The following is an 11,980-nucleotide window of genomic DNA, read 5'->3' as shown; positions in this document are numbered from 1 at the left end:
ATCGCCAAGTGACTAGAGAGCTCGCGGATCGGATGGACAAAGACGACAAGCCACACGGTTTTGCCAGCAAACGAGACATCGCCATGGTTGCACGTGCGACGATCGAACTGTTCGGCAACGGCGCCATTGCTAAGAGAAGGGAAAGGCTCTCCGAGGTCAAGGAGGGTGGGAACGTGCAGTCGATAGAGTACTGGCAGTTGCTCCTCGAGGAGGTTGAACGTTTGCACCGCCGCCGCCACAAATACTGACGTGGGACTGCCGACGTGATTGCCAATGTGCGGGGTCGCTGATCTGTCGGTGCATGTAAGGGTATAGCACTCGGCCAGCCTGTGGGACGGCAGCCAAGAGCCTATAACCCGGGACTAGGGGAGGAGTTATGCCGGTAGAGCGGGTCACCGACAGAGCTGCAGTTGAGGCAGCAATGAACGAATTCGACCTCCTGGGTCGGGACACGTTCCTGCATAAGTACGGCTTCAGGAGTGCAAACCGATACTTTGTCAAACGCGGCGACCGCCTCTATGACTCCAAGGCCATCTATGGGGTCGCGCACCAGATGCAGTATCCCGAACTGGGACCCAAGCGGTCAGCAGATTTCTCCGGTGGTGAGCGCCAGGTCCAAGAGCCTTTGGAGGCGCTTGGCTTCGAGTTTGAAGTTGCACCAGCTCCAGTAGGCGAAGTGCAGGATGCCGATGATCAGCCTAGGATCAGTTCGGAAGACGTCCGCTTGATCTCAAGCTCGCGATCCAAAAAATTCTATGCTGACCTCGCAATTGAGGAGCGCGATGCCTATGAGAAGGTCTCGAGCTCGCTCGAGCGGCTCGGGGATTTGCTGAAGTCGAAGTTGGCAAGCCCGAACAAATTCGAAGTACGGACAACGGCTGGCTTCCACGTCAAAAGCGGTGTTCGAAGCTTCATCCCGAAGGATCTTTGGTTCTCTGTGTCGCCGAGGGAAAACTCGAAAGACCTCGCTTCGATACCCCAGATGTTCATGATCGTTTCTGAGAGAGGCATTGAGTATGGGTTTGGTGCTTCCGTTTCTCCGACGGACTTCTCTCAGCAAGCTCCCAAAAGAGCCGTGCGAACCGCAGCTCCCAAGATCTTCGTCAGGCTCCCAGCGCCGGGTTCGGTCGAAGCGACAGGTATCGCTCAAGACATCGACGATGCTCCACCGTGGTTCTTCCGATCGAAGCACCGCCTAGATCCAAAAGAGAAGGAATTTTCTAGCCTTCAGGAGTGGCTTCGTTATCTGCAGTCCGACCGAGGGAAGAAGAACGCCGCAGGAACCATCAGTCGATACCTTCGGGGCGATGAAATCGACCATACCGACCTCAGCGAAGAGGTTGCCACGATGGCTCGCCTCTTTGAGCCACTTCTTGATCGGGAGTGGCACGCAAGACTGAGGGGTGTTGAGGGCGTTGAGGCAAACCAGGAACTGTTGGTGGAAGAGGAAAGCATGGAGCTGGAGGGCAGGACCGAGTTTGCCAGACTCCTTCGAAAGTTCATGGATACTTTTCGCAGGAGGCGTGAAGGGCCGTTCACAACGGAAGGAGAACTCGGCAGCACGATGCGAGATCTCCGCGACTGCTTACAGGACCTTCCATGCGTGTCCGCGCGACCGAATATTAGGGTCAAGGTCAGTGTGGGGCAGGGGAGTTGGACAAAGACTCCCTGGATTGCCCTTCTGGATGCGAGGGAGACAACAAGTACTCAGAGAGGCCGATATATTGTCTTCCTCCTCGCGGAAGACCTGTCGCGAACTTACCTCACGTTGAACCAGGGGATGACAGAGCTTGTGAGCAGGTTGGGCCAGCGTGGGGCAGTCGAGGAGATGCATAGGGTGGCCGAGCAGTCGCGCCCGTTGATCCTCGAACTACTGGATCCGGGATTCACGCTGGATCGTGATATCGATCTAGGCTCCGAGACAGCTGCCGCAAGAAACTACGAGGAGGGTACCATCGCGTACATGGAGCTTCTGTCCGAAAACCTCCCAGACGATCAGACCATCAATACGCATTTGGAATCTGCACTCCTAGCCTACGACCGACTGATCGCGCGTGAACAGAGCGTCATCCAGGAAGATGACGGGCAGCCCACTTGGGAGACTTATTCAATAGATGATGCGCTGGAGGAGCTATTCCTCGAGCGCGAAGATGTCGAGCGCTACCTCGACATTTGGCGCAACAAGAAGAATCTCATCCTTCAAGGTGCTCCGGGCGTCGGGAAATCCTTCATCGCACGACGCCTCGCCTACGCCCTCATAGGCTTCAAGGACGACAGTAAAGTTCAGACGGTCCAGTTCCACCAGTCCTACAGCTATGAGGACTTCGTGCAAGGGTACCGACCTAATGGAAATCTCGGCTTCGAGCGGAAGAACGGTACCTTCTACGAGTTTCGCGATCGGGCAATGCGGGACCCAAGCGGGACCTATGTGTTCATCATCGATGAGATCAACCGAGGGAATCTCTCGAAAATCTTCGGCGAGCTGATGCTCTTGATCGAGCCGGACAAGCGTGGTCCCACCTGGAAAACTCGACTGGCGTACGCCACGGAAGCTGACCTCGACTTCTTCGTTCCGGACAATCTCTTCATTCTCGGGATGATGAACACGGCGGACCGCTCGCTCTCGCTGGTGGATTATGCGCTCCGCCGTCGTTTTGCCTTTGTGGCCATGGAGCCGCTCTTTGGCGCTCCCAAGTTCCGTGCGCACTTGGAGGTACGTGGCGTCCCAGAGGACGTTGTCACCCGCATCGTCAACGCTATGGGCGAACTCAACCAAGCTATTCAGAGTGATCGCACAAACCTTGGTCCGGGGTTTCGGATCGGACATAGCTTCTTCACGCCCACCGCTACGGTGCGTGATCCAGACGGTTGGTATCGCCGCATCGTCGAGACGGAAATCTACCCTCTCCTTGAGGAGTATTGGTTCGACGCGCCGGAGACGGCGGATCAGTGGCGCGACCAGCTGTTGAGATGATCGGGTGACCATTCCCGTCCGCAACATCTATTACCTGCTGCTCTACGCCTGGGGGCACTTCAAGAGTGGTGCGGTGAGGGATGTTGGCGCCGACCAAAGCCCCGACCTCCCAAACCTGCTCGGCAAAGTTCTGAACGACGGAACGCACCGGCTTTTGCGGCGCGGCCTCGACCGCGGTTACGTCGAAGTGACAGAAGAGACCCGCTCTCCGCGCGGAAAGCTCCGACTAGACGTCATGACCAAGCAGCAGACGCTCCTGCGGGGTCTTGCCGTCTGCGACCTCGACGAACTCACTCCAGATGTGCTGCACAATCAGGTGCTAAAGGCCAGCCTGCTTTCATTGGCAAACTGCGGGGATGTAGAGAAAGGTCTGCAACACGCACTCCTGACATCTGCGCGCCGGATGACAGGCGTATCCCCCATCCGGCTTTCCGCCAGTCTCTTTCGCCGCGTGCAGCTTTCGCGAAACACTTCGCAGTATGGCTTCCTGATGCGAGTCTGCGAGCTCGTGTTTCACGCGCTCCTGCCGGACGAGGAGGGCGGCGGCTCGAAGTTCCAGAGCATCCTGGACGACGAGACACGAATGTCGGCGCTCTTCGAGGACTTCTTGCGGAACTTCTATCGTTCAGAGCTGCCCGGATATTCGGCGGCCTCAGAGATCATGCCATGGCTTGCTGAGGCCGAGAATGAAGCCGATCTCGCCTATCTTCCAATCATGAAGACCGACATCACGCTGCGATCCGGCAATCGCACGATTGTAGCCGATGCCAAGTATTACAAGGAAGTTCTGGCTGGCGGTCGCTATGATCCCAAGGTCCGTTCCGCACACCTCTACCAGCTGTCCACCTATCTTGCTCACGTTCGTGAGAATGAGCCCGGGAAGGCTATAGCAGGTCTACTAGTTTACCCATCTGGTGGGCAGTCTCTTCGCCTGCACTACCGGCTGTTGGGAACGCCTTTGACGGTCGCGACGGTGGACCTTAGCGCCGAGTGGCCAGAGATTCATGCGGAGCTCATCGAGCTGATTGAGCCAGCTGCCGGAACAGAATTTTCGGCGACGGAGGACCAGGAGTAGAGATGTCAGCGACGACCTTCAGCAAGCTCTCTGAGTACATCTCGACGAAAATGCGCATGTCGCACATCTACCAGCCCGTGATGATCCGAGAGCTGCTGGTCCGAGGTGGTAGAGCCAGCGTCGAGGAGATCGCCACAGCTCTGCTCGCGCACGATCCCTCTCAGGTCGAATACTATGGGCTCCGAACCAAGAACATGGTGGGTAAGGTCCTGACGAACAACGGCATCACAGAGGTCAAGAAGGCGGGCCGCAATATCACTGGTTATGAGCTTCCAGACGCTGATGACTTGAGCTCGCCAGAGCTAGACGTCTTGATCGAGGCCTGTGACGCCGCAATCGAAGCATTCCTCGAAAGGCGGGGTAACCAAGTCTGGTCACATCGGAGCGCCGCGTCGGGCTACATCTCAGGGACGCTGAGATACGAGGTGCTGAAACGCGCTAAGTTCCACTGCGAGCTTTGTGGAGTTTCTGCAGATGAGAAAGCTCTCGAGGTGGATCACATCCTCCCGCGGAACCATGGCGGGTCAGATGATGAGGCGAACCTTCAGGCGCTCTGCTATTCCTGCAACGCGATGAAGCGCGACCGGGACGATGCAGACTTCCGGGGGGTAAGAGACCTCTACGAACACCGAGAGAATGGTTGCATTTTCTGCGAGTTGCCGACTGATCGGATCATCGCGATGAACGAACTGGCGCTCGTGATCCGGGACAAATTCCCCGTAGCAGAAGGGCACTCCTTGATCATTCCGAAGCGTCATGTGGCTGACTACTTCACGCTATTCCAGCCAGAACTGAACGCGATCCAGTCACTCATGCGCGCAACACGGTCGAAGTTGCTTGTTCAGGACGACGGCATCGATGGGTTCAACATGGGCGTTAACTCAGGAGAGGCTGCAGGACAGACGGTGTTTCATTGCCACGTTCACTTGATCCCGCGGCGGCGAGGTGATGTTGAAAACCCACGAGGCGGAGTACGTGGAGTGGTACCTGGCAAGCAAGCATACTGAAAGCTACTATGGCACGAGGCCACTTTACCTAAAGGGACAGTATGGCATCGAACGACATTATTCCTGAAATACTTTCTCGATTGATTTTGGAGGCCTCCGAACCCGAGGGGGCCCGCTTTCCGCAAACTGAGATCTTCAATGAAGGCTGGATGCTACGACTTGTCCTCGAAGCGTTCAAGCGGCTCAATATCCAGGGTCATCCGTTGAGCTTCGAAAAAGGTGCCGATTGGTTCTCCGAAGTTCGCTTAAGCTCTAGGTTTCGACCACGTAGCCGGGCAGATGGACTCGGTGAAGGCTTCACTCATGCAGACGCTGTTGTTGGCCATTTCCACTTTCGGGCCGACACCACGGCCGGACTGTGGCTTCCGGAAGGATGCAAGCAGTTCGTCGTCGTAGAAGCCAAGATGTTTAGCAATCTGTCCATGGGCGTGAAAAACGCCCTAGGTTTCAATCAAGCGGCACGCAACGTTGCGTGTATGGCAGAGGCCATCGAGCAGGGCGGATCAACACTCAATGAAATCGAAACTGTTGGGTTCTACGTCGTCGCGCCGCAGTACGAGCTACGTGCTGCCCGACGCACCAATCTGGAAGTAGCTACACACCCGAATGCCGTGCGTTCCGCGGTTAGCAAGAGAATAGAAGCCTATGAAAGCGAATCCGGAGCGGACTCCTCTCAACTAGATGCTTGGCGAGAGAGAGCATTTGATCCCCTTGTCACGAGGATGGAAGAGGAGGGGACGTTGAGGGTCCTCACCTGGGACGAGCTGATCGATATAATTCGTGACGTGGATAGAACTTCAGGCGAAGTTCTCTGGCGGTTCTATCAAAGATGCTTGCGCTTGAATCAGCGGCCACCACCTGAGCCTATGCTTTGATCTGTCGAAGGCAGCACATATTGCGCATTATGCGCGCTCGGATCGTCCTGCACCCGTCCGCCGCGCGTTCAATCAGATGAAGGTCGCGACATGATCTGAACCTTGAGGTTACCCGGACGACCCCAGCACCGGATCAGCATCCGGGACCACAAGGGCTGCACCACCCGCCAAGCCCGATTGTGCCGCAAATCCGGCCGGGTTCTTCAACACAATCCGCCCTTCTAAGACCTTGGCGCAACGCCGGCCGCAGCTTGGCGAGCTTTCGGAGGTTCTGTGCTGTAGCGGCGAGGATGAACTCGTCCCTGGCACCGTTCGGACCCCTGAGGCGCAGGCGAGTGAGGTTCAGGATGCGCTTGAGGTGGGCGAAGAGCATCTCGACCTTTCCAGCTTGTCCCGGGAGACCTTGTAGGCCCTCGTCTTCCGGCAGACCCGGGCGAAGTCGCGCGCGTTTTCGTCCGGTGTCCGGGTGACGTATCTCGCGTCGACGTTCGGGCAGCAGAGATCCTTCGACGGGCAGGCCTGGCAAGTGGCCCGGAGAGCGCGGTACTTGCGTATGCCAGCGATGTTCTTCCCGCGGCCCGGGTCCGAGTAGTTGCGTCGGAACTGCCGCAGGGCATGGCCTTCCGGGCAGATATACTGGTCGTTCTCCTCGTCCCATTCGAAGTCCGCCCGCGACCACGTGCCGTCGGTTCTCTCGGTCTTGTCGATCACCGGGATGAAAGGGATGATCCCGCGCTTCTTGACCAGCGAGCCAAGGTTCTCGCTAGACCCGTAGGCGGTGTCGGCGGCGAGCCATTCCGGGCGGATGCCGAAGCGCTGGTCGGTCCTGTCGAGCATGGTTTGCGAGGCGCCGACCTCGGCCTGCCGGATCGCCTCGTGCCCTCCACGTCCATGATGACAGAGCACTTGGTGTCGACCAGGTAGTTTATGGCGTAGGCAAAATAGGGTCGGCTTTCTTCGGCCCGGGTCCACTGGGCCGCAGGCTCTGCGGCAGCGCCGAAGGCCGGGTCATACAAAGTCCCCGATCATTCCACCTTCTCGAGGTATCGGCACGGCAAGTTCCGGGAGAGCGGTCTGCTGCGTCAGCTGTTCGAGGCGACCGTCGAGCGCTGCCTGAAAGAGGATCTCATCTCGGGTCCCAGGCGGCAGAACCACCGGTAGGCCAGGTTCAGATGAACGTCCTGGCACAGACGACGCTCGGACCGGATCCCCATCACGCAGCCGATCACCAGCATCCGGACGATCAGTTCAGGATCGCTCGAGGGCCGCCCCGTGTGGCTGTAGAACGGCCGAAGCCTCTCTCGCATTCAATCCATGTCGAGGAACCGGTCGATCTCCCGAAGAAGGTGGTCGGCGGGCACGTGGCTCTCCAGATTGAATTCCTTGACGAGCTGTGCCTCGGCCTTCTGAACGCCCATCATCGCCCGATCCTCCCGGCCTACCTAAACCGAGTCAATCAAAGCACTTTCCGCACTGCAACAAGGAGCTTTTCAACAGAATCGGGCGGAAACCGGAAGTTCGCTGTAGATGCACGCTAACCATAGAGCCAGGCAAGAGCGGACATCTACGACCAGATTTGAAGCGCCTGCCTGCTAAATAATTGTTCGTAGGGTTGATCCCTACCGCAGGACCCAAAATAACCATCTATATCAATAATATGGCGGAACTCTTGAAACTGGCGATAGCAACTCAACTGAGCAAGTCTCCACCGAGTTGCGACTGTGCAGGTCGAGTTCGACCTTCCCCATCCGCATAGCACACCACTCTTATGAGAGTGAATCACTGCAACAACCTCAGGCCGTTGGAGCCAGCGCGGCTTTCTGCCTTGCTCGGGCCACAAGTACACATCAAACTGTGGCGCAAAGTCGTTTTCGAGGGGCGAAGGTATGCGGATCATAGTTGCGAGCGCGGAGAGCTCACCAGAGGATGCCCCTCCATCCTCCGGAAAACGTCTGTGGGAAACAGATACTGATGACTTACCGGCCGCGGTCATCGCATCTATGACGGATAGGTTTTCTCCGGGGACATGGTACGGCCTCAACGATTTCGAAGATATCGTGACTTCTCTAAATAATGAAACCGGCACAAACGAAGTTTACAGTACTGTTTCTACTGAGCAATCCGGAGTGACTGAGCACTGGACTGCTCAGTTTGAAGTTAGCCAGAACCGAGCAGCACTTATGATCTGCAAGTCGGTAGTTGAGCATGCAAAGCGGTATCCCGCAGGCACTCCCAAGTGGATCAGGATCGACTAATGTCTAATAAGATATCTTTGGATCAGTGCCGTTCCAATGGTCACTTACGATCCCTTCCAAAGGGCGAATATACAGTTGAATATAATGACTCAACACATTGCGAGCAGGATGAATGGGTAGGGCTTGCGAAACTTCAAGTTTCTGCGATCACTCTTAAGCTTGGCGAGGAAGGCACCGAGCAATTCTACACACTAGAAAAGAACATCTCAGGGCTTTCCAAGTACCCCGCCAAGTCCGGAGGGTTGGCCAAATCGATCCGCTTCATAGAAGACTCTCTGTCTTTGGCGCTTGCCAGGGCGGGCCTTTTGACACCCAATATTTCGGATGAGTTATTGGATGATATTCTTCGCCTTGCCTCACAAGATGGCATTGTAATCGTTCCAGATACAAATGCTCTTCACAACGGGTCGGTGCATTGGCTACTAAAAGTCTTGCGGCGCCCTGCAATTTGGCTTTTGCCACTGGCTGCATCATTAACGACCGTCCAAATGCGCGATGCGACAATCAAGGCCTTAGTCAACCAAAAAAAACCAACGAACATAGGGCAGGCTCTCCGATCTCGTGGGCTTGTTAATGGGGCGCTCGGATTACTTCAGAGGAACCGATCGCGTAGCCAAGTCGTTGAACTTGATCCATCATTGCTGCGATACCAAAAGACTGCGTCGTCATCGGGATCGGACCCAGATCAGAGCGATGTACTTGAAGATCGCCTTATCATAGAGGCAATTCAGAGTGTTCTACGCACGATGCGGTCTCGCACACCAAGAAGAGTTGTCACATCTGATGTGAACGTAGCACGCGTCTTGGAAGCGGAAGGAATCGAAACACTTTTCATTCCGACGATCCAGATTGGCGACTCTTCTGTCGAGTGCCTTAGATATGACCCAATAGCACGAATGTTCCTTGGAGCACCGCTTAGCGCCCTGTTGTGGGAGCTGGCGCATGGGTTCGGCAGTATTCGCTTGCGCCGAGCCGGAGACACCGTTGCACATCTAGATTGCTACTGGCCGGGTAAGACGCCATCGCATTGGTCGAAAGAGATCCTGGATTGTAATTTCTCGGAACCGATTGCCGATATCCCAACCAGTATTGAGACACCATCTCCAGCTTCGGAAACAGTCCAACCGGCAGATGTGTCGGAAAAATCGAATGCGTCAGGTGACGCTCCAGCCAATGATGCGCCGAACCAGCACGTAACGCCGTCGAACGAAGACGAAACGCAAAACACTACTACTGTTGTTGACGGAAGTGTCGGGCCGTCGCGTCCACGCTCCAAGCCAAAGACCGGACCAATCCTTCCTAGGGCGTCACTACCTGCGGCGATGAAAATCCTAGGCGTCTTGATGGAGATGGGGCAAGCACAACCGCAAGAAATCGTCGCGGCCATACCGGACGTAAACACCACAGACACAGTAAAACGCGCGCTTGAGCTACTACAAAAAGCTGAGCTTGTGCAACAGAATGAGGAGTTTGCGCCAACGGCCGATGCGAACACTGTCGCTACCGCCCTGGAGAAGGGCGATCTTGATACCGTGAGCCGATTTTTTAATCGATTTGAACCGTACGCGATAGTGCAGCAAGAACTGCAAAGGGAAGGCCGACTCGAGAAGGGCGCAGTTTTGAAATTGCTTACCGATAGATTGGGAAAGGTTGGTAAGGACGAAGCAAACAGGCTTCCAAAATACCACATTTTGCTTGGGCAGGCATGGACTATGGAAAGCTCCATTATGGACGGTTCCAATAGATTGACGGATCGAGACGCGGCAAAAGCTTTTGAGATATCCTTCGCGAACACTCAAAATGAAGGATTGGCTAAAGTTTACGAGCTCTTGATGAATTTCTGTCAAAATAACAGCATCAGCCCGTGGGTGGCGAAGTCACAGATCGAAAGGCTAATAGTAGAAGAGCATCTGTCCGGCTTCAAATTTGAGTCATCCGCAGGGGCTAAACCCGTTACTAGGGACGAAGTTCTTGTCGGAAATTTGACGAACCTAGCTAGCACCCCCATTATAGTGGACCGATTCCACATAGGGGAGCGGCCCGTTCTTACAATAGGAGGACCGGCACAATGAGCTCTTTGCTGAGTGGGCTGCTCAAAGGTACCAACGAACAAATAGGAGATGGCGGGACATACCTCACAAAGTTTGGCTTGCTCCGAAATCCATTTCCTCCAGCTCGGACTATTTATCCGGAGGTTATCTATAATCAGGAGGATGCTTTGCACCGCTTTGCTGACGGCGTGAAAGCCATATGCGGTTCAGACTTAGCGCGTCGGTCACTTGCGGTGTTGGGCGGCACCGGACAAGGAAAGTCACATTTTCTCCGTCATTGTCAGCATGCAGTTAAGCAGGCGGAGCTGCCTGTCATTTCCGTGGAATTCTCTGCGGGCAGCGGCTCTGCGGCAACGCTAGTTCGAGAAATTTTCAGAGCGGCAGATGAACACGTGAAGTCGCGCGGCGAACAGGACCTACTGTCCGCGATATCATCTAGAATCGAAGACAACGATTTTGGCCCGATCCGTCAGACAGACCTGAAGAGCGCACTCAAAGCACTTGTGGCATCGCAGAAGCAAGGCTTCAAACCTGAAGATTCATTTGGAAGGTTCACATCAGACGCCTTGCTCGAAGTCTCCCGCCGATGGGTAGTTGGGGAGACTTTAACGCAGACTGAGCGCCGATATCTTCACGTTTCATCGCGACTAAGCACGGCGTCACTTATGATTAGAGTTCTCACAGAGCTCTTCGCTTTGGCTCGGCAACAGCGTCTTTTCATGGGAGCAATGGTTTGTATTGACGAGGTTGAGGCACTATTTCGCAGCGGCTTGTCCACTTCGAAAGTCCAAGGGTTCTTGCAGGATATTCGCTACCTGTTCGACGAAGCCGTGGGCCAATTCAGTGGCTATTCCCTCCTAATATTGGCTGGATCAACGGGTCAGGGGGCACAAAACCTTCGTGATTACAACTACCCACTGTTTCAAAGGCTTGGCTTTGAAACGGAATCAAGAGTGGAGCTTCATGAAGTCAAAACTTTGGATGAAGCGCGCGCTTTCGCCGACGTCTACATTGACTTCGAATGTAAACGCTTCAACATGGCCAGAGGAGAGAGTTTTCCAATAACTCGTTCGCGGACGCTGATAGACAACGACGACCTGGAGAAAGCGTTCCGTGCAGACTCAAGGAGTACGAAGAACCAAGCCCGACTTCTCGAGGAGCTACATCGCATAGTCGAGGAAAAGCGGTCAGGCGCTTGAGCTGAGACCCGACTCTCCTCCGAATTAACGTAGAGTCCGTGGGTTGATTGCGCTGCTTCCAACCTTGGCCCCCGGAAGCTCGATTGGTCCGCATCGTCGACGCTCAATAATCCTACATTGCCGCAACCATGCGGCAACGCCCACTTTCGGAAACCGCATCACAGAGAGTAGCTGGTGGCGAATGGCCGGTCAGGGCCGGAAGCGGTCAAGCACTGCGCGGTTCTGGACGTCTGCTCCCGGCCATCAGCCGACTGAGACCAGATTAAGCTTCACCGTCCGATAGGCCCGAGCGCGCGCTTGAAGCTTCGAAGGCGCAGAGTATGCCTCTACACGTCCTGATAACTACACTTACAACAACCACAACTTGTTCATTTGTTTGGATGCGGTATCTGCGCTCCGCGCAGTCGCGCGGTCGATATATGGATCATCCCTGACCGCTATTGAATATGGACTCGTCGGCACTTTTTCGGAGCAATCAATCGATGGCAAACTAGGAGTGGTACCTACAAGATTGTTTATCCAGAAAGGCCGGTGGCTGAGATAA

General features: G+C 55.3%; 7 protein-coding genes and 1 pseudogene. 7 read left to right on the top strand and 1 reads right to left on the bottom strand.

Annotated elements, in window-relative coordinates:
- The first annotated feature begins 32 nt into the window (after positions 1-32).
- From EF888_RS12880 to EF888_RS12860, 5 genes are all read left to right on the top strand, one after another.
- A complete protein-coding gene (locus tag EF888_RS12880) occupies positions 33-248 on the top strand; it encodes a hypothetical protein (RefSeq protein WP_109758212.1) in 216 nt (71 codons plus the stop codon).
- A gap of 173 nt (positions 249-421) precedes the next feature.
- Positions 422-2,974, top strand: a complete 2,553-nt coding sequence (locus EF888_RS21850; RefSeq protein ID WP_164721684.1) for an MrcB family domain-containing protein — start codon at positions 422-424, stop codon at positions 2,972-2,974.
- Positions 2,975-2,978: 4 nt separating this feature from the next.
- Positions 2,979-4,049: a 5-methylcytosine restriction system specificity protein McrC gene (locus EF888_RS12870; RefSeq protein ID WP_109758214.1), complete on the top strand. Its 1,071-nt coding sequence runs from the start codon at positions 2,979-2,981 to the stop codon at positions 4,047-4,049.
- 2 nt (positions 4,050-4,051) lie between these two features.
- Positions 4,052-5,056 carry an HIT domain-containing protein gene (locus EF888_RS12865; protein WP_206508301.1) on the top strand — a complete coding sequence of 335 codons (1,005 nt, stop codon included), beginning with the start codon at positions 4,052-4,054 and terminating at the stop codon, positions 5,054-5,056.
- A gap of 41 nt (positions 5,057-5,097) precedes the next feature.
- Positions 5,098-5,931: a hypothetical protein gene (locus EF888_RS12860; RefSeq protein ID WP_109758215.1), complete on the top strand. Its 834-nt coding sequence runs from the start codon at positions 5,098-5,100 to the stop codon at positions 5,929-5,931.
- A gap of 133 nt (positions 5,932-6,064) precedes the next feature.
- Here the strand turns inward: EF888_RS12860 and EF888_RS22260 are convergent.
- A pseudogene (locus tag EF888_RS22260) lies at positions 6,065-7,352 on the bottom strand (transposase).
- An 833-nt stretch (positions 7,353-8,185) separates the two neighbouring features.
- Between EF888_RS22260 and EF888_RS12840 the strand changes: the two are divergent.
- Both EF888_RS12840 and EF888_RS12835 read left to right on the top strand, forming a co-directional pair.
- Entirely contained in the window at positions 8,186-10,258 is a 2,073-nt protein-coding gene (locus tag EF888_RS12840) for a hypothetical protein (RefSeq protein WP_126918570.1), read from the top strand.
- Positions 10,255-11,436, top strand: coding sequence for a P-loop NTPase family protein (locus tag EF888_RS12835; protein ID WP_126918569.1), 1,182 nt, complete (start codon positions 10,255-10,257; stop codon positions 11,434-11,436). Before EF888_RS12840 ends, EF888_RS12835 begins: the two co-directional genes overlap by 4 nt.
- Positions 11,437-11,980: the final 544 nt, after the last annotated feature.

Origin of the sequence: Silicimonas algicola (assembly GCF_003970735.1) — a bacterium.
GTDB lineage: Bacteria > Pseudomonadota > Alphaproteobacteria > Rhodobacterales > Rhodobacteraceae > Silicimonas > Silicimonas algicola.
This window is presented reverse-complemented; position numbering and strand designations above follow the sequence as displayed.